This window comes from Streptomyces sp. NPDC018947, from assembly GCF_044390505.1.
Lineage (GTDB): Bacteria > Actinomycetota > Actinomycetes > Streptomycetales > Streptomycetaceae > Streptomyces.
The window spans coordinates 274834-292726 of the sequence record NZ_JBIRZD010000008.1 but is presented as its reverse complement, the minus strand read 5'-3'; the positions used below and the strand labels follow the sequence as shown (position 1 = coordinate 292726).

General features: G+C 73.3%; 20 protein-coding genes. 12 read left to right on the top strand and 8 right to left on the bottom strand.

Going from position 1 to position 17893, the window contains the following annotated elements; all coding sequences use genetic code 11:
- The first annotated feature begins 72 nt into the window (after positions 1-72).
- A complete protein-coding gene (locus tag ACH499_RS17935) occupies positions 73-828 on the top strand; it encodes a HipA family kinase (RefSeq protein ID WP_399016784.1) in 756 nt (251 codons plus the stop codon).
- Positions 825-1208, top strand: coding sequence for a DUF3037 domain-containing protein (locus ACH499_RS17930; protein WP_356204158.1), 384 nt, complete (start codon positions 825-827; stop codon positions 1206-1208). Before ACH499_RS17935 ends, ACH499_RS17930 begins: the two co-directional genes overlap by 4 nt.
- A 296-nt stretch (positions 1209-1504) precedes the next feature.
- Here the strand turns inward: ACH499_RS17930 and ACH499_RS17925 are convergent, their stop codons facing one another.
- Entirely contained in the window at positions 1505-1900 is a 396-nt protein-coding gene (locus ACH499_RS17925; RefSeq protein WP_399016782.1) for an excalibur calcium-binding protein, read from the bottom strand.
- Positions 1901-2172: 272 nt separating this feature from the next.
- Between ACH499_RS17925 and fabG the strand changes: the two genes are divergently transcribed.
- The 5 genes from fabG to ACH499_RS17900 all read left to right on the top strand — a co-directional run bounded on the left by fabG (position 2173) and on the right by ACH499_RS17900 (position 6977).
- Positions 2173-2934, top strand: coding sequence for a 3-oxoacyl-ACP reductase FabG (gene fabG, locus ACH499_RS17920; RefSeq protein ID WP_356204161.1), 762 nt, complete (start codon positions 2173-2175; stop codon positions 2932-2934).
- Positions 2935-2945: 11 nt separating this feature from the next.
- Positions 2946-3707, top strand: a complete 762-nt coding sequence (locus ACH499_RS17915) for an SDR family oxidoreductase (RefSeq protein ID WP_356204163.1) — start codon at positions 2946-2948, stop codon at positions 3705-3707.
- Between the two features lie 247 nt (positions 3708-3954).
- Complete coding sequence (locus tag ACH499_RS17910; protein ID WP_356204165.1) at positions 3955-5541, top strand: ABC transporter substrate-binding protein; 1587 nt, start codon at positions 3955-3957, stop codon at positions 5539-5541.
- A 102-nt stretch (positions 5542-5643) separates the two neighbouring features.
- Positions 5644-6327, top strand: coding sequence for a uracil-DNA glycosylase (gene ung / locus ACH499_RS17905; protein WP_399016779.1), 684 nt, complete (start codon positions 5644-5646; stop codon positions 6325-6327).
- Positions 6328-6455: 128 nt separating this feature from the next.
- A complete protein-coding gene (locus ACH499_RS17900; protein ID WP_399016777.1) occupies positions 6456-6977 on the top strand; it encodes a hypothetical protein in 522 nt (173 codons plus the stop codon).
- A gap of 79 nt (positions 6978-7056) precedes the next feature.
- Here ACH499_RS17900 and ACH499_RS17895 read toward each other — a convergent pair whose 3' ends face one another.
- From ACH499_RS17895 to ACH499_RS17885, 3 genes are all read right to left on the bottom strand, one after another.
- Positions 7057-7503, bottom strand: coding sequence for a hypothetical protein (locus ACH499_RS17895; RefSeq protein ID WP_356204169.1), 447 nt, complete (start codon positions 7501-7503; stop codon positions 7057-7059).
- A gap of 145 nt (positions 7504-7648) precedes the next feature.
- Complete coding sequence (locus ACH499_RS17890; RefSeq protein WP_399016775.1) at positions 7649-8161, bottom strand: DinB family protein; 513 nt, start codon at positions 8159-8161, stop codon at positions 7649-7651.
- A 49-nt stretch (positions 8162-8210) separates the two neighbouring features.
- Positions 8211-8822: a TetR/AcrR family transcriptional regulator gene (locus tag ACH499_RS17885; RefSeq protein ID WP_399016773.1), complete on the bottom strand. Its 612-nt coding sequence runs from the start codon at positions 8820-8822 to the stop codon at positions 8211-8213.
- A gap of 90 nt (positions 8823-8912) precedes the next feature.
- Between ACH499_RS17885 and ACH499_RS17880 the strand changes: the two genes are divergently transcribed.
- Together ACH499_RS17880 and ACH499_RS17875 are read left to right on the top strand one after the other, a co-directional pair.
- Positions 8913-10094 (top strand): FAD-dependent monooxygenase, encoded by a 1182-nt coding sequence (locus tag ACH499_RS17880; RefSeq protein ID WP_399016771.1) that lies wholly within the window; start codon positions 8913-8915, stop codon positions 10092-10094.
- Positions 10095-10107: 13 nt separating this feature from the next.
- Positions 10108-11013, top strand: a complete 906-nt coding sequence (locus ACH499_RS17875; RefSeq protein ID WP_399016769.1) for a Gfo/Idh/MocA family protein — start codon at positions 10108-10110, stop codon at positions 11011-11013.
- On the opposite strand, the gene lnt is transcribed toward ACH499_RS17875, so the two are convergent.
- Positions 10937-12511, bottom strand: a complete 1575-nt coding sequence (gene lnt, locus ACH499_RS17870) for an apolipoprotein N-acyltransferase (RefSeq protein ID WP_399016767.1) — start codon at positions 12509-12511, stop codon at positions 10937-10939. The two genes, ACH499_RS17875 and lnt, sit on opposite strands and share 77 nt — an antisense overlap.
- Before the next feature lie 142 nt (positions 12512-12653).
- On the opposite strand from lnt, the gene ACH499_RS17865 reads away from it, so the two are divergent.
- On the top strand, positions 12654-13280 hold the full coding sequence (locus ACH499_RS17865; RefSeq protein WP_399016765.1) for a DUF4291 domain-containing protein: 627 nt from the start codon (positions 12654-12656) through the stop codon (positions 13278-13280).
- A 96-nt stretch (positions 13281-13376) separates the two neighbouring features.
- A complete protein-coding gene (locus tag ACH499_RS17860; RefSeq protein WP_399016763.1) occupies positions 13377-14117 on the top strand; it encodes an SDR family oxidoreductase in 741 nt (246 codons plus the stop codon).
- A 68-nt stretch (positions 14118-14185) separates the two neighbouring features.
- On the opposite strand, the gene ACH499_RS17855 is transcribed toward ACH499_RS17860, so the two are convergent.
- The 3 genes from ACH499_RS17855 to ACH499_RS17845 all read right to left on the bottom strand — a co-directional run bounded on the left by ACH499_RS17855 (position 14186) and on the right by ACH499_RS17845 (position 16379).
- Positions 14186-14365: a hypothetical protein gene (locus ACH499_RS17855; protein WP_356204183.1), complete on the bottom strand. Its 180-nt coding sequence runs from the start codon at positions 14363-14365 to the stop codon at positions 14186-14188.
- Positions 14366-14500: 135 nt separating this feature from the next.
- A complete protein-coding gene (locus tag ACH499_RS17850) occupies positions 14501-15376 on the bottom strand; it encodes an undecaprenyl-diphosphate phosphatase (protein WP_399016759.1) in 876 nt (291 codons plus the stop codon).
- A 235-nt stretch (positions 15377-15611) separates the two neighbouring features.
- Positions 15612-16379, bottom strand: a complete 768-nt coding sequence (locus ACH499_RS17845; protein ID WP_356204187.1) for a VTT domain-containing protein — start codon at positions 16377-16379, stop codon at positions 15612-15614.
- A 321-nt stretch (positions 16380-16700) separates the two neighbouring features.
- Between ACH499_RS17845 and tuf the strand changes: the two genes are divergently transcribed.
- On the top strand, positions 16701-17882 hold the full coding sequence (gene tuf, locus ACH499_RS17840; RefSeq protein ID WP_399016757.1) for an elongation factor Tu: 1182 nt from the start codon (positions 16701-16703) through the stop codon (positions 17880-17882).
- Positions 17883-17893: the final 11 nt, after the last annotated feature.

Here is a 17893-nt window from a genome sequence, read left to right as displayed (position 1 = left end):
GTCACGCTCGGTTACTATGCTCACCCCACCGGACGAGTGCGGGCGAGGACGACGAGCGAGGGGACCCGGGAAGTGCTGAGAGAGGTCACCGCCACCCGCTACATCACACCCCTGCGGGAGGGGGGTTCGCTCCCCGGTCTGGTCGAGGCGGACGACCTCGGGACCTACGTCCTGAAGTTCACCGGCGCGGGACAGGGCCGCAAGACGCTCGTCGCCGAAGTGGTCTGCGGCGAACTGGCCCGCCGGCTCGGCTTCCGTGTGCCGCGGCTGGTGACGGTCGACCTCGACCCGGTCCTGGGCCTCGGCGAACCCGACCAACAGGTGCAGGAACTCCTCAAGTCGAGCGGCGGCACCAACCTCGGCATGGACTTCCTGTCCGGCGCGCTCGGCTTCGACCCCCTGGCCTTCGAGGTGAGCGCCGAGGAGGCCGGCCGGATCGTCTGGTTCGACGCGCTCGTGAACAACGTCGACCGGTCCTGGCGCAACCCCAACCTGCTGCGCTGGCGGGGCGACGTGTGGCTCGTCGACCACGGCGCCACGATGATCTGGCACCACAACTGGCCCGGCGCCAAGGCCTCGGCCGCCCGTCCCTACGACGCCCGCGACCACGCCCTCGCGCCCTTCGCGCCGGACGTCCGCGCCGCCGCCGACGCCCTCGCGCCCCTGGTCACCGAGGAACTCCTCGCCGAGGTCACCGCCGAGATCCCGGACGTCTGGCTCGCGGACGAGCCCGGCTTCGCCACCACCGACGAGCTGCGGCGGGCCTACGCGCGACCGCTCCTCGCACGCGCCGCCACGATCCACGACCGCATCGAGGGAGCCCGGTGAGCGACCGTCACGTCTACGAGTACGCCCTGCTGCGCGTCGTGCCCCGCATCGAGCGCGGGGAGTGCGTCAACGCGGGCGTGCTGGTGTACTGCCGCGCCCGGTCCTACGTGGGCGCCCGCACCCACCTCGACGAGACCCGCCTGCTCGCCCTCGACCCGCAGGTCGACCTGCCCGGCGTGCGGGCCGCGCTGCGCGCCGTCGAGGGCGTCTGCACCGGCGGGACCGCGGCGGGCCAGGCGGCACCCGACGACCCCGGCCGCCGCTTCCGCTGGCTGATCGCCCCCCGCTCCACCATCGTCCAGCCGGGCCCCGTCCACACCGGCCTGACGACCGACCCGGCGGCCGAGACGGAACGGCTCCTCGACCTGCTGGTGCGGTAGGGCTACGCCCGGCACTGGGAGGGCGCCGGTCCACGTGCCGCCCGGCGTACCGGACCGCACGGGCTTTCGGGCTTCGTACGGCCGGCACGGGCTCGGTGCATGGCGGTTCGGGTCCCGTACGGCCGGCGGCGTTTCCGGGCAGGGCCGGCGCCGATCTCTTGGGTGCGGTGCGTCTTCGCCGGTCGGGTTCGGGCCGGCCTCGCCGTGCGGTACAGGGGGCACGCCCGCGGGGTGCCTCCGCCGGGCGGTGCGGGGGCCGTGCCGGCGCCGACGTGTGCCCCGCCGGCGGGCCTCCCTCAGGCCCGTGTCCGCCGCCGTACCGCGTAGCCGGTGGCCAGCGCCGCCGCCGTCACGCACGCCAGGCCGATGCCGATGTCCCAGTCGCCGGGACCCCAGGTGCCGCCCAGGCCGCCCTGTACGCCCCGGGTCGGGGTGACGGCGGGGGTGGACGGCGGCGTGGGTGCCGAGGTGGGCGGGAGGGGACGGGAGGTCGCCGAGATGGTGGGGAGGGAGGCCGGGCGGGGCAGAACCTCGCCGGAGCGGCCTTCCCCGGGGGCCCCGAACGCCGCCCGCACCGCTTCCTGACGGGCCACGCCGAGCCGGCCCGGGTCCTGGGCGTGCGCGGGGCCGGCCACCGGCGCGACGGCCGCGATCGCCACGGCCATGCCGGCGGCTGAGATACCACGACGCATGGGCACGCCTCCTTTCCGGCCACGAAGGGCTCGCGCTCCGACGCTAGAGGCCCGGTGGCGGTCGGGCCCGTGGCGCTCGGCCGTCCGGGGGACCGCGGAACCGGTGGGGTGCCGGGGGACCGGGTAATGGATCACACCCGCCCGGTGTCCCGTTGACACCGGGTGCCAGGGCTTCTAGCGTCACGTCTGCGGAAGGTACTAAGCGGTCGCTCATCCGTGGCGCGCCGCGGCACTCCGCGCCAGCCGCATCCCCAGGACGAGGAGAAGCAGCAATGTCCACCCAAGAGCAGCGGGTCGCCGTCGTCACCGGTGCCGCGCGCGGTATCGGTGCCGCCACCGCCGTACGACTGGCCGCCGAGGGCCGCGCCGTCGCCGTCATCGACCTCGACGAGGCCGCCTGCAAGGACACCGTCGAGAAGATCACCGCGGCCGGCGGCAAGGCGATCGCGGTCGGCTGCGACGTCTCCGACGAGGCCCAGGTCGAGGCGGCCGTGGCGCGGATCGCCGAGGAACTGGGCGCGCCCACGGTCCTCGTCAACAACGCCGGTGTGCTGCGCGACAACCTGCTGTTCAAGATGAGCGTCTCCGACTGGGACACCGTCATGAACGTCCACCTGCGCGGTGCCTTCCTGATGTCGAGGGCCTGCCAGAAGCACATGGTGGACGCCGGCTTCGGCCGTATCGTCAATCTGTCCTCCTCCTCGGCGCTCGGCAACCGGGGCCAGGTCAACTACTCCGCCGCCAAGGCCGGTCTCCAGGGCTTCACCAAGACCCTCGCCAAGGAGCTCGGCAAGTTCGGCGTCACCGCCAACGCCGTCGCCCCCGGCTTCATCGCCACTGAGATGACCAAGGCCACCGCCGACCGCGTGGGCATGGGCTTCGAGGACTTCAAGGCCGCCGCCGCCACCCAGATCCCGGTCGCACGCGTCGGCGAGCCCGAGGACATCGCCAACGCCATCGCCTTCTTCACCGGCGACGCGGCCGGCTTCGTCTCCGGCCAGGTGCTGTACGTGGCCGGCGGACCGCTCGACTAGGGAACACGGACATGACTGAACTCCCCGCCCTCTCCGGCAAGGTCGCGCTCGTCACGGGCGCCAGCCGCGGCATCGGCTACGGGGTCGCCGAGGCGCTCGTCGCGCGCGGCGACCGCGTGTGCATCACCGGCCGCAACGAGGACGCCCTGAAGGAGGCCGTCGGGAAGCTCGGCGCCGACCGCGTCATCGGCGTCGCCGGCAAGGCGCACGACGAGGACCACCGGGCCGTCGCCGTCGAGCGCACGATGGAGGCCTTCGGGCGCATCGACTACCTGGTGAACAACGCCGGCACCAACCCGGTGTTCGGTCCGGTCGCCGACCTCGACCTGAACGTCGCGCGCAAGGTCTTCGAGACCAACGTGATCTCGGCGCTCGGTTTCGCCCAGCGCACCTGGCACGCCTGGCAGAAGGACAACGGCGGCGCGATCGTCAACATCGCCTCCGTCGCCGGTCTTTCGCCCTCGCCCTTCATCGCGGCGTACGGGGTCAGCAAGGCCGCGCTGATCAACCTGACCGCGCAGCTCGCGCACGAGTTCGCGCCCAGGGTGCGGGTCAACGCCATCGCCCCGGCGGTCGTGAAGACGAAGTTCGCCGCAGCCCTGTACGAGGGGCGCGAGGAGGAGGCGGCCGCGGCCTACCCGCTGGGACGGCTCGGCGTGCCCTCCGACATCGGGGGCGCCGCCGCGTTCCTGACCTCGGAGCAGTCCGCCTGGGTCACCGGCCAGACCCTCGTGGTCGACGGCGGCATCTTCCTCAACGCCGGCGTGGGCTGACCTCCACCCGCGCACCTCACCCGCGCACCCCGCCCGCGCCCACCTCGCGGGCACGTCCGCACAGGTCAACCGGGGCACGGGCGCCAGGGACGGAACGGCGCCCGTGTCCGCCTGTCGAGATCATCCGGGCCATGACAACGTAGTCATCCCGGAAATGATCAAAAGCCCTGTTCACAAGGGAGTTCAGGGGGCCCGGTGCTGCGGTATGGTCTGCCGACCTTGGTACGGCGGATCGAGGAGCGTGCGCGTGTTCAACCGGAACCGATGCCTGCGGAATGTCGCGGCCATCGCGTCCATGGCTTCGCTGGTGACCGGATGCGGCATCCTGTCGTCCGACAGCTCGAAGGACGAGGAACCGATCGTCGTGGGAACGACGAGCGCGCCGGTCACCCTGGATCCGGCCGCGTCCTGGGACAACTCCTGGGAGCTGTTCCGCAACATCTACCAGACGCTCCTCAGCTACCCCAGCGGCGCGACGGAACCCCAGCCGGACGCCGCCAAGAGCTGCGAGTTCACCGACGCGGCGAGCCAGGTGTACCGCTGCGAACTGCGGGACGGGCTCACCTTCTCCAACGGGCACACGCTGGACGCGCGGGCGGTCAAGTACTCGATCGACCGCATCAAGAAGATCAACGTCAACGGCGGTCCCGCCGGTCTGCTCGGCAGCCTCGACAACGTCGAGGCGCCCAGCGAGCACGAGGTGGTCTTCCACCTCAACAAGCCCGACGCCACCTTCCCGTTCGTGCTCGCCACACCGGCGATGTCGATCGTGGACCCGGCCGAGTACCCGGCGGACGCGCTGCGCCAGAGCGGCGGCATCGCCGGTTCGGGCCCGTACACGCTCAAGTCGTACACGGACGGCGAGCGGGCCGAACTCGTCCGCAACGACAGCTACAAGGGCTTCGCGGAACGCCACAACCAGGCGGTGACCATCCGCTACTTCAAGGAGTCCGCCGACCTGGTGAAGGCCCTGCGGAGCAAGGAGATCCAGGTCACCTACCGCGGCCTGACGGCGGACGACATCATCACGCTGCAGGGCAAGGCCGGAAAGCAGGAGGAGATCCGGCTCGTCGAGGGCACCAGCGCGGAGATCCGCTATCTGGTCTTCAACCCGAGAGACAAGTGGTCGGGCCGCAAGGCCGTGCGCCAGGCCGTCGCCCAGTTGATCGACCGGGCGGTCATCGCGCACGAGGTCTACCAGGACACCGTCGACCCGCTGTACTCCATGGTCCCCAAGGGGCTGACCGGCCACACGACGGGCTTCTTCGACGACTACGGCGACCCCAGCGTCTCCAAGGCCCGCGGCATCCTCAGGGACGCCGGGATCACCGAACGCGTCCCGCTCACCCTCTGGTACACCACCGACCGCTACGGCTCCGAGACCGAGGGCGAGTTCAAGGCGATCAAGCGCCAGCTCGACGACTCCGGCCTGTTCCGGGTGACCCTCAAGAGCCGCCCGTGGAAGACGTACGTCGCCGGCTACCAGAAGGGCGAGTACCCGGTGTTCGGCCGCGGCTGGTCCCCCGACTTCCCGGACGCCGAGAACTTCATAGCCCCCTTCGTCGGCGAGCAGAACGCGCTCGGCACGCCCTACTCCACCCCCGAGATCACCGACGAGCTGCTGCCCCGGTCCCGGCGCGAGAGCGACCGCGCCAACGTGGAGAAGGACTTCGAGCGGGCGCAGCAGATCCTCGTGGACGACGCCAGGCTGGTGCCGCTGTGGCAGGGCAAGCAGTACGTGGCGGTGAGCGCCGACATCTCGGGCGTGGAGCGGGCGCTGGACCCGTCGGCGATCATGATGCTGTGGCAGCTCTCCCGGAAGACGAGCTGGTAGGCGCCCGTCGCCCGCCTCGGGCAGGGGCCCGGGAGCCGGTTGTCAGTGGTCGCCGGTAGGTTTTGAGGACTGGAAGCGACCGCACAGCGTAAGGAAGTTGACGTGACCGACATCGCCATGCTGCCCGAGTCCTGGCGCGAGGTGCTGGGCGGCGAACTGCAGAAGCCCTACTTCAAGGAGCTGATGGAGTTCGTCGAGGAGGAGCGGGCGAACGGCCCCGTCTACCCCCCGCGCGAGGAGGTCTTCGCGGCCCTGGAGGCCACCCCGTACGACAAGGTGAAGGTGCTGGTCCTCGGGCAGGACCCGTACCACGGCGAGGGGCAGGGGCACGGGCTGTGCTTCTCGGTCCGGCCGGGCGTGAAGGTCCCGCCGTCCCTGCGCAACATCTACAAGGAGATGCAGGCCGAGCTGGACCTCCCGATCCCGGACAACGGCTATCTGATGCCGTGGGCGAAGCAGGGCGTCCTGCTGCTCAACGCGGTGCTCACGGTCCGGGCCGGGGAGGCCAACTCGCACAAGTCCCGGGGCTGGGAGCTGTTCACCGACGCGGTGATCCGCGCGGTGGCCGGCCGTCCCGACCCGGCGGTGTTCGTGCTCTGGGGCAACTACGCGCAGAAGAAGCTGCCGCTGATCGACGAGACGCGGCACGTGGTGGTCAAGGGCGCGCACCCCTCGCCGCTGTCGGCGAAGAAGTTCTTCGGTTCCCGTCCGTTCACGCAGATCAACGAGGCGGTCGCCCGGCAGGGCCACGAGGCGATCGACTGGACCATCCCGAACCTGGGCTGACCCGCCCGGGCCGGCCGGCCCGGGCGCCGGCCGGCCGGCCCGCACGCGTCGCGGAGCCGCCTGACCGGGAATGCCGGTGCCTGCGGTTAGCGTCGTCCGGGACAGCCGACGAGGGCACGGAGGACGCGGTGGCCGAGGGACAGGAGCAGGCGGCGCCGGATGCCGTGCTGACGCGGATCGGGCAGGTCGTCATGCTGCACCACGCGGGCGACCGCGAAGAGGCCCGGCACCGCTTCCTCGGCCTGTGGGAGGAGATCGGCGAGCACGGGGATCCGCTGCACCGCTGCACCCTCGCCCACTACCTGGCCGACACCCAGGACGACCCGGTGGACGAACTGGCCTGGGACCTGCGGGCCCTGTCGGCCGCCGAGGAACTCGCACGCTTCAGGTCCGCCGATCGGTACGAGGGCACGTCCGCCGCGCGTGCCCTGTACCCCTCCCTGCATCTGAACCTGGCCGCCGACTACGACCGCCTCGGCCGCCGCGAGGCCGCCCGTCTGCATCTGCGACGGGCCCGCACCGCGGCCGAGGCCCTGCCCGACGACCGCTACGGCGAGGGCGTGCGCACGGCGATCCGCCGCCTGGAGTCCCGCCTCGGCGAGGACCCCGCCCCCGACGGACCCTGGAGGCCGCCGCGTCAGCGGCCGTAGGCGGACGGCGGCCGGGCCCCGGCGGGCGCGGCGGGCGGCGCGCCCGGGTGCCGGCCGGGCCGATGCGGGCGCCCTGGGCTCAACGCCCGTAGGCCCGTTCGCAGATGACCGCCTCACGGCTGCCCGGTCGCCAGCCGCCGTACCGCTCGCCCAGCGAGCACACGTCCGTGGTCGGGCCGATTCCCCGGGCGGCCGGAGGCACGGCGGGGACCGTGACGCGGGGGCCGGGCCCGGTCCTACCGCCCGGAGCCTTCGGCCGGGGCGCCGGCTCGGGACGGGCGGCCGGAGGCGCGGGCCGCGCGGAGGGCTTCGACGGGGCCGAGGGGCTCGGCGCGCGGCGGGCGCGGTCGGGGACCCGGGAGGGGCCGATCAGGTCCAGGGCGTCGCGTGCGGGGGACCGCACCAGCCGCTCGGCGCCGCCGTCCGGGCGGGGCGCCGACGAGTGGGCGGCGCCCGCCGCCGGACCGGGGGCGGGCGGGGGCTGGACCGTCGTACAGCCGGCCAGGGCCGAGACAGCCACGGTCACCAGAAGCACTGCGGTGGTCGTCGTTCGATGCACCCGCGTCACTCTGGCGGTTCGGACCCGCCCCGCGGAGTCGGACGGCCGGAGGTTGCGCCGCACGGGTGATCTCCCGCCCGGTACGGGGGCCTCGCGTCCACCGCGGGTGACGTCAGTCGCCGGTGGTGCCGTCGACGCACTCGCGGATCAGGTCGGCGTGGCCGTTGTGCCGCGCGTACTCCTCCACCATGTGCGTGTGGATCCAGCGCAGCGTGTACCGCTCGCCGGTGCGCCGGTGCTTCCCCCGGGACGGCTCGTCGAGACCGAAGCCGGCAGCGATGCGCCGGGCGGCCCCGACCTCCGCCTGCCAGGTGGCGTGGGCCTCCTGCCAGGTGTCCGCCTCGGTGAGGCGGAACTCGCCGTCCGGGTCCGCGTCGCTGTAGTAGATCGGCCCGCACTCCTCGCCCGCCAGCACCCTGCGGTACCAGTGCCGTTCGACCTCGGCCATGTGCCGCACCAGCCCCATCAGGGACAGGGCGGAGGGGGTCACGGCGGCGGTCCTGAGCTGGGCGTCGGTCAGTCCCTCGCACTTCCACGCGAGGGTCCGGCGGTGGTAGTCGAGCCAGCCCTCCACCATCGTGCGTTCGTCGGCGTCGACGGCGGGTTCGCGGCGTTCGGTCGTCATCCCCGCATCCTGTCCCACCCCCGTCGCCGGCCACCAGCAATTTCCCGGCTCAACGGCCCAGCATTCCGCCGACCAGTTCCCGCAGTCCCGTCCGTACCTCCGCGAGGGACGGCACCTCGGCGCCGAACGACCCGGCCACGCACGAGAACATCAGCCCGTCCGCCCAGGCGACGAGGGACAGCACATGGCGGGCCGGGTCGGCCGAGCCCATCGCCGTGACCAGGGCACCGAGCTGCTCCCGGAAGCGGGCGCCCGCGGCGTCGAAGTGGGCCCGCAGTTCGGGGCGGCGCGTGGCCTCCAGCGCCAGTTCGTAGCGCGCGAGGGTCAGGGCGCGGTGGCGGGTCAGCGCGCGGTGCGTCGCCAGCGCCAGCGCGTCCACCAGGGAGTCGAGGCCCTCGCACGGGTCCGGCATCTCGTGCAGGGCCAGCACCCGCGCCTCCCGCTCGGCCAGTCGGCGCACCGCCAGCTCCAGCAGGGCCTGCCGGGTGCGCGCGACGTTGGACGTGGAGCCCTGGGGGAGTCCGGCGGCCTCGTCGACCGCGCGGTGCGTGAGCCCGCGCGTCCCGCGTTCGGCGAGCAGGGCGAGCGCGGCGTCGGCGACGAGGTCGGCGCGGGCGGCGCCGGTGGCGGAAGCGGGGCGGGCGGGCGTGGGGGCGGACATGGGCCTCAACCTATCTCGGTCACTACCCCTGTAGTACAGTCGAGGTATTGTCCACTACGCCTGTAGTGACAACGGGCCCGGGGAGGACTCATGGCACGGACCAGGCACGCCGTAGTGATCGGCGGAGGGATCGGCGGACTCACCGCGGCGGCGGCCCTGCACCTCAGCGGCGCGCGGGTCACCGTCCTGGAACGCGCGCCCTCGCTCCGGCCGGTCGGCGCGGCCATCTCCCTGTCGCCCAACGCCCTGCGCGCCCTGGACGTCATCGGCCTCGGCGACGAGATCCGCGACCTCGCCGCCTGGCAGGGCGACGGCGGCCTGCGCACCCCGCGCGGCCGCTGGATCTCCCGCTCCGACGCCGAAGCCGCCGCGGCCCGCTTCGGCGGTCCCCTCGTGCTGCTGCACCGCGCCACCCTCGTCGACCTCCTCGCCGCGGGGCTGCCGCCCGGCACCGTCCGCACCGGGCTCGCCGCGACCCTCGCCGACCCCGGCGACCGCGACCGGCCGGCCCGCGTGCGCACGCCCGACGGAGAAATGGAGGCCGACCTGGTCGTGGCCGCCGACGGCATCCACTCCGCCGTACGCCGCACCCTGTTCCCCGGCCACCCCGGGCCCGTCTACTCCGGCTTCACCACCTGGCGGCTGGTCATCCCGCTGCCCGGCGTGGAGTTCGCCTCCCACGAAACCTGGGGCCGGGGCCGCATCTGGGGCACGCACCCGCTCAAGGACGGCCGCGTCTACGCCTACGCCGCCGCCGTCACCCCGGCCGGCGGGCACGCGGCCGACGAGAGGGCGGAACTCCTGCACCGCTACGGCGACTGGCACCAGCCGGTCCCCGCGCTCCTCGCCGCCGCCCGCCCCGAGGACGTCCTGCGGCACGACGTCCACCACCTCGCCGAGCCCCTGCCCGCCTGCCACCGGGGCCGCACCGCCCTCGTCGGGGACGCCGCGCACGCCATGCCGCCCACCCTCGGCCAGGGCGGCAACCAGGCCGTCGAGGACGCCATCGTGCTCGCCCACCACCAGGACGACCTCGCGGCCTACACGGCGGCCCGGCTGCCCCGTACGACCGCCATCACCCGGCAGGCCGTCAGGGTCGCCCGGCTCAACATGTCCCGCAGCCGCGCCGTGGTCGCCGTGCGCGACACCGTGATCGGCGCGCTGTCCAGGACGGGCCCCGCGCTGGTCCTGCGCGGCTTCGACGGCATCGCCGACTGGCGGCCTCCGCAGGCCCCGTATGCTTCGCAGCGGACCCGGGCAGGCGAGCGCTAGAGGAGAACACCCCGTGAAGGTCGGCTGCATCGGACTCGGCGACATCGCGCAGAAGGCCTACCTCCCGGTGCTCGGCGCCCTGCCCGGCCTCGAACTGCACCTGCAGACCCGCACCCCGGCGACCCTCGCCCGCGTCGCCGACGGCCTGCGCCTGCCCGCACGGCAGCGCCACGCCGACCTCGAATCCCTGCTGGACCAGGGCCTCGACGCCGCCTTCGTGCACGCGCCGACGGCCGTGCACCCCGAGATCGTGACGAGGCTGCTGGAGGCCGGCGTACCGACCTACGTCGACAAGCCGCTCGCCTACGAACTCGCCGACTCCCAGCGGCTGGTGGCGCTCGCCGAGCAGCGGGCCACCAGCCTCGCCGTCGGCTTCAACCGGCGCCACGCCCCCGGGTACGCGCAGTGCGCGGAGCACCCGCGCGACCTGATCCTCATGCAGAAGAACCGCACGGGGCTCCCGGAGGAGCCGCGCACGATGATCCTCGACGACTTCATCCACGTCGTCGACACCCTGCGCTTCCTGGCGCCCGGACCGGTGGACGACGTCACCGTGCGCGCCCGCGTCCGGGACGGCCTGCTCCACCACGTCGTGCTCCAGCTCGCCGGGGACGGCTTCACCGCGCTCGGCGTCATGAACCGGCTCAGCGGATCCGCCGAGGAGATCCTCGAGGTCTCCGGCCAGGACACCAAGCGCCAGGTGGTCAACCTCGCCGAGGTCATCGACCACAAGGGCCAGCCGACGGTGCGGCGGCGCGGCGACTGGGTGCCGGTGGCCCGGCAGCGCGGGATCGAGCAGGCGGTGCTCACCTTCCTCGACGCCGTGCGCGCGGGCACGGTGCTCAGCGCCCGGGACGCGCTGGAGACCGATGAGCTGTGCGAGCGGGTGGTACGCGCGGTGCTCGACCCCTCCGCCTGATCAGCAGCGCCCGCCCGCCCTCGGCCGCGGCCCAGCCTGCCAGGATCAGCAGCGCCCCGTTCACCGTCCAGTCGCCGTGACGGACATAGGGCGTGGTGCCGTGCGCGAGCGGGACCTCGTAGATCCGCGCGGTGCTCGCGTCGGTGCCGAGCCAGGAGCCGATCCGCCTGCCGTTCGCGTCGTAGACGGCGGAGACGCCGGTCAGCGTGGCGTGGACCATCGGGCGGCCGGTCTCCGCGGCCCGCAGCGCGGCGAGCGAGGCGTGCTGAGCGGGCGCCCAGGTGTCCTGGAACGTCGACGTCGACGACTGGGCGAGGAGCACATCGGCGCCGTCGGCGGCGAGATGCCGGCTCATGTCGGGAAAGGCGCTCTCGAAGCACACCATCGGGCCGACGCGCAGCCCGTGGCCCACTTCCATCACGACCTGCCGCGTGCCGCGCCTGCGGTCCTCGCCGGCCGCCTTGCCGACGGAGGTGGCCCAGCCGAGCAGCGAGCGGGCCGGGACGTACTCCCCGAAGGGCACCAGCCGCATCTTGTCGTACCGGTCGCCGGTCGGGCCGTCCGGGCCGACCAGCACCGAACTCTTGTAGATGCCGGGCTTGTCCGAGCGCCGCGCGTCCACGTTGACCAGGATGTCCGCACCGGTCTCCCGGGACAGCGCCGTGAGCCGCCGGGCCAGGTCGGGCCGGTCGGCCAGGTCGCGGCCGACGCTGCTCTCGCCCCAGACGATCAGGTCGGCGCCCCGGTCCGCCAGCCCGCGTGTGAGCTGCTCCTCACGGTCGAAGCGCCGGTCCGCACTGGCGCGTCCGGCGACGACACCGGGCTGGACCACGGCGATGGCCACGCGCTCACCGGTGTCGGGGCGCGGCGACCACAGCCAGGCGGCGGAGGCGCACGAGGCGATGGCGACGAGACCGGCCGCGGCCGCCACCCGGGCCCGGCGCACGGCGACCAGGACGGTGAGGGCCGTGTTGACGGCCACCACCAGGAAGCTGACGAGCCACACCCCGCCCACCGAGGCCAGCCGCAGCGCCGGGGCGACCTGCCACTGGCTCGCGCCGATCATGCCCCAGGGCCCGCCGAGCCCCTGCCAGGAACGGACCAGCTCCACCGCCAGCCAGCCCGACGGCAGCACCACGAGCGCCGCCGCGATCCTGCCGCCCGAGGGCGCCCCGCCCAGCAGCCGCCGCACCAGCAGGCCCCACGGCGCCCACAGCGCGCCCAGCAGGGCGGCAATGACGAACGTGAACACGTGAAGGCTGGGCAGCAGCCAGTGGTGCATGGCCAGCATGAACCCGAACCCCGCGCACCAGCCGTCGTACGCGGCCCGCCTGCCGGTCGGCGCGGACCGGGCCAGCGACAGCCAGGGGACCAGGGCCACCCAGGCCCACCACCACAGCGACGGGCCGGGAAAGGCCAGGACGGGCAGGGCGCCGGCGAGCACGGCGACGGCGGAGCGACGCCAGGGGGAGGTGAGCCAGTGGCCGAGCGTTCTCATGGGCGGCTCCCTACCCCGTGGTGCCTTCAGTGTGCACGCTCCGTTCAGTTGATCACACCGGACGCCCGGAGGCCGGGCGGACGCCGGCCCGCCGTCGATATTCGGTGGCCGGGGGCGGGTGCGGGGACCGACGCTGTCCGTCATGAATGATCGACGAGAACCGGGCCGGGACACCGTTCAGGAGCCCCGCTTCCGCATCCGCGCCCGCCAGACCGACTCCACCGTCACGGTCTACCAGGCCTACCGCCCGGAGATCGGCCGCCCGGCGGCCCGCGACGGGCGGTTCCCCTCGTCCTGGAAGCGCGACCGCATGACCTGGGTCAAGCCGTCCTTCCTGTGGATGATGTACCGCTGCGGCTGGGGCACCAAGCAGGACCAGGAGACCGTCCTCGCCGTCGAGATCGAACGGGAGGGATTCGTCTGGGCCCTGCGCAACGCCTGTCTGTCCCACTACGTCCCCGAACTGCACGGCGACCAGGAGACCTGGCGGCAGCGGCTGCGGCAGGCACCCGCGCGGGTGCAGTGGGACCCCGAGCGCGATCTGCGCCTCGCCCCGCTGCCGTACCGGTCGCTTCAGCTCGGACTCGCGGGGGAGGCGGCGGCGCGGTACGCCGACGAGTGGATCGTGGGCATCGAGGACGTGACACCGCTCGCCGCCGAGATCCACGGGCTGGTGCGGGACGGTCAGGACGAGCGGGCCGCCCAACTGCTGCCCGAGGAACGGCCGTTTCTCCTGGAGGACGGTGCCCTCGCGCATCTGTGCGGCTGAGCGATCCGGGCCTAGGATGATCGATGATCGATCAAATGGCCGACCGGTCGTGCTCCGCCGATCCGAGTCGCAGCCCTGGAGCCGCAGGAGGTTCTCATGACGCGTCCCGTCACCGTGGTCACCGGAGGAAGCCGGGGCATCGGCGCGGCCACCTGTCTGCGCCTGGCGGCCGACGGACACGACGTGGCCGTCGGCTACGTCCGGGACGAGAAGGCCGCCGAGGAGGTCGCCGCCGGGGTGCGCGCGGCGGGCGGCCGCGCCGTCACCGTGCGGGTGGACACCTCGGTGGAGGCCGACGTCGAGCGGCTCTTCACGGTGGCCGAGGAACGGCTCGGACCGGTGACCGGCCTCGTGAACAACGCGGCGGTGACCGGACCGCTGGGACGCCTCGCCGACAGCGACACCGCCGACCTGCGCCGGGTCCTCGACGTCAACCTGCTGGGTACGCTGCTGTGCGCCCGCCGCGCCGCACAGCTCATGACCGCGCACGGGGGCGGCGCCGTCGTCAACGTGTCGTCGGGTGCGGCCACCCTCGGCAGCCCGGGGGAGTACGTCCACTACGCGGCGAGCAAGGCCGGTGTCGACGCGCTGACCGTGGGCCTCGCCAAGGAGCTCGGCCCGCAGGGGATCCGGGTCAACGCCGTCGCGCCCGGCGTCACCGACACCGACATGCACGCCGCGATGGGCGACCCGGACCGGGCCCGGCGGATGGGGGCGGCCGTACCGCTCGGACGCGCGGGGCGGGCCGAGGAGGTCGCCGCGGGGATCGCCTGGCTGATGTCGCCGGACGCCTCGTACACGACGGGGACGGTGCTGCGGGTGGCAGGGGGACGCTGAGGCCCCTTCGGCCGGTGCCGGCGGACCGCGGGTCCGGAGGTCCGCCCGGCTCCGGCGGCCCCGGCCGCTCAGGCGGCCTCGATGATCTCGGAGCGGATCGCGGAGGCCCACTCGACCACGAGCAGTTCGTACTCCACGCGCTCCTGCGCCGACAGGGATCCGCCCGCGTGCCGCCACAGGGCGCGGATCCGGTCGTTCAGCTCCGCGGCGGACCGCACGGAACCAGGGGTCACGGAATCGGGGGACATGCGGACAAGCCTAGGGGCAAGCACTGACACTGCGCTACCGGACGGCTACGCAGGCATATGCCTCGTCCCCAGCTTCTCCCACGGCCTCTCCCGCCGCCCCTCCCGGGGCACCGCGGGGGCCGGTCGAGCCCCCTCTCAGCCCGCCGACTCCGCCGCGTGCGGGCTGAGGACACCGGCCGCGACCAGGGCGATGATGAGGATCCCGAGCGCGATGCGGTACCAGACGAAGGGCATGAAGCTCTTGGTGGAGATGAACTTCATGAACCAGGCGATGACCGCATAACCGCTGGCGAAGGCGATGACCGTGGCGAACAGCGTCGGCCCCCACGACACGTGGTCGCTCTCCATCGCGTCCTTGAGCTCGAACAGGCCGGAGGCCAGCACCGCGGGGATCGCCAGCAGGAACGAGTACCGGGCCGCGGCCTCGCGCCGGTACCCCATGAAGAGGCCGCCGCTGATGGTCGCGCCGGAGCGGGAGACACCCGGGATGAGGGCCATGGCCTGGCAGAGGCCGTAGATCAGACCGTCCCGGACGCCCAGGCTGTCCAGATCCTTGCGCCGCTTCGGCGCGCGGTGCCGCCCGCCCTGCTCGTCACGCGCGGCCATCCGGTCCGCCACGCCGATGATCACACCGACGACGATCAGCATGGTCGCGGTGATCCGCAGGTCCCGGAACGGTCCCTCGATCTGGTCCTTCAGCGTCAGGCCGAGCACACCGATCGGGATGGAACCGATGATCACGAGCCAGCCCATGCGCGCGTCGGGATCGCGGCGCATCTCCTTGTCCGTGAACGAGCGGGTCCAGGCCGTGAGGATCCGCCCGATGTCCTTGCGGAAGTAGATGAGCACGGCGGCCTCCGTGCCGATCTGGGTGATCGCCGTGAAGGCCGCGCCCGGATCGTGCCAGCCGGAGAACGCCGCGGTCAGCCGCAGGTGCGCGCTGGAGGACACGGGGAGGAACTCGGTCAGCCCCTGGACGAGTCCGAGGATGAGGGATTCAAACCAAGACATGAAGTTACGGAGTCCAAGTGCCGATCGAGGAACGGTCGATGGACACACCGAACCGCTGTCTGCGGTGATCAGGATCAGGCGTGTCGAGGGGCAGCGTAGCGCCCCTGGGTGAAGACCAGGTGACACGGGGCGGAGGCATCCGTTCCGCTGTGGGGCTCGTCACTGGGCCCGGCACCGTCCGGCCCGGCGCGCTGTGGACCCGCGCCGGACTGGTGTACGGGACCCCGACGCGGACTCAGCGCCCGCGCAGCCGGTGGCGTCGGCGCCAGGCCACCGCCGCGCCCGCGAGGCCCGGCAGGGCGATGCAGGCCAGGGCGATCAGGAAGGCCGGCGAGGTCGGCGTCGAGGCGCGGGCACCCGCGACGGCGTAGGCCGCCGTGTTCGGGATCGAGCCGAGCGCCGTCGCCAGCAGGAAGGGCAGCAGGCCCATGCGGGAGACGGCCGCGCAGTAGTTGGCCGCGACGAACGGCACCCCGGGGAACAGCCGCGCGGCCAGCATCGACCGGAAGCCGTGCCGGCTGAGCTGCTCGTCCGCGGCCTTCAGCCACTTGCCGCGCAGCAGCGGGCGCAGCGCCTCCTGGCCGAGCACCCGGCCGAGGCAGAAGGCGACTCCGGCGCCGAGCACCGTCCCCGCCAGGGCGGAGGCGAGGCCGAGCTGCGAGCCGAACAGGGCGCCCGCGGCCAGGTTCAGCAGCGGGCGCGGCACGAAGGCGACGGTGCACAGCCCGTACGCCACCGCGTACGCGAGCGCCGCCGCGGCGCCCCCGAGCTGGGGCGGCCAGCCGTTCGTCAGGAGGTTCTGCGGCTCGAACAGCACGACCGTCGTCGCGGCCGACGCGAGCAGGGCGACGAGCAGGCCGAAACGGGACCACGGAGACAGGAGGACTCTCGTCACCCGGCCGGCGGGACCGGCGGGTGCGGCCGTGGCGACGGCGAGCTCCGTTGCGGCGGCCCGGGGAGAGGCCGTGACGGTGCCCCCAGAGCGGGTGGTGGCATCGAGCATCCGGTGACACTAACCGACACATGCGTGTGATCGCCGTATGGCACGTCTCACGACTGTCCGGATCCCGAACTCCCGGGCGCCGAAAACCATTCGACGCGGGCCGGGGCGTCCGCGAGGATCGGCGCCATGTTCCGGTACGCCTTCCACCTCGCAGCGTCCGCGGTCGCGGACGCCCCGAAGGCTGCCGTCCACTCCTTCTTCCCGGCCGCCGCCGACGGCGCCCGAAGCTGACCCTCCCCGGATCGTCCGGCGGACCCCGCAGGGGGAGGGTCGGCCGGTCACCGGGGTCCCACCACCGCCACGAGGCTTCGAGGTACCGCCATGTCCAAGACGGCGTACGTCCGCACCAAACCGCATCTGAACATCGGCACGATGGGCCATGTCGACCACGGCAAGACCACCCTGACCGCCGCCATCACCAAGGTCCTCGCCGCTCGCGGCGCCGGCACCTTCGTGCCGTTCGACCGCATCGACCGCGCCCCGGAGGAGGCGGCGCGCGGCATCACCATCAACATCGCGCACGTCGAGTACGAGACCGACACCCGGCACTACGCGCACGTGGACATGCCGGGTCACGCCGACTACGTCAAGAACATGGTCACCGGCGCCGCCCAGCTCGACGGGGCGATCCTCGTCGTCTCGGCGCTCGACGGGATCATGCCGCAGACCGCCGAACACGTGCTGCTCGCCCGGCAGGTGGGCGTCGACCACATCGTCGTCGCGCTCAACAAGGCCGACGCCGTGGACGACGGGGAGGACGCCGTGCTGGCCGACCTGGTCGAGCTGGAGGTCCGCGAGCTGCTCACCGCGCACGGCTACGGCGGCGACGCCGTGCCCGTCGTACGGGTCTCCGGGCTGAAGGCCCTGGAGGGCGACCCGCGCTGGACGGCGTCCGTCGAGGCGCTGCTCGACGCCGTGGACACCTACGTGCCCGTCCCGGAACGCTATCTGAACGCGCCGTTCCTGCTGCCCGTGGAGAACGTGCTCACCATCACCGGCCGCGGCACGGTCGTCACCGGCGCGGTGGAGCGCGGCACCGTCCGCGTCGGCGACCGGGTCGAGGTGCTCGGGGCGGACACCGAGACGGTCGTCACCGGCGTGGAGACCTTCGGCAAGCCGATGGAGGAGGCCCAGGCCGGGGACAACGTGGCGCTGCTGCTGCGCGGTGTCGCCCGCGACACGGTGCGCCGCGGTCACGTGGTCGCCGCGCCCGGCAGCGTCGTGCCCGCCCGGCGCTTCACGGCGCAGGTGTACGTGCTGTCGGCGCGCGAGGGCGGACGGTCCACGCCGGTCTACACCGGCTACCGGCCGCAGTTCTACATCCGCACCGCCGACGTGGTCGGGAACGTCGACCTCGGCGAGGGCGCCGTCGCTCGGCCCGGTGACACCGTCACGATGACGGTCGAGCTGGGGCGGGACGTGCCGCTGGAGCCGGGGCTCGGGTTCGCCGTCCGCGAGGGCGGGCGGACCGTCGGGGCCGGAACCGTGACGGCCGTGGGGTGAGGCCGAGGCAC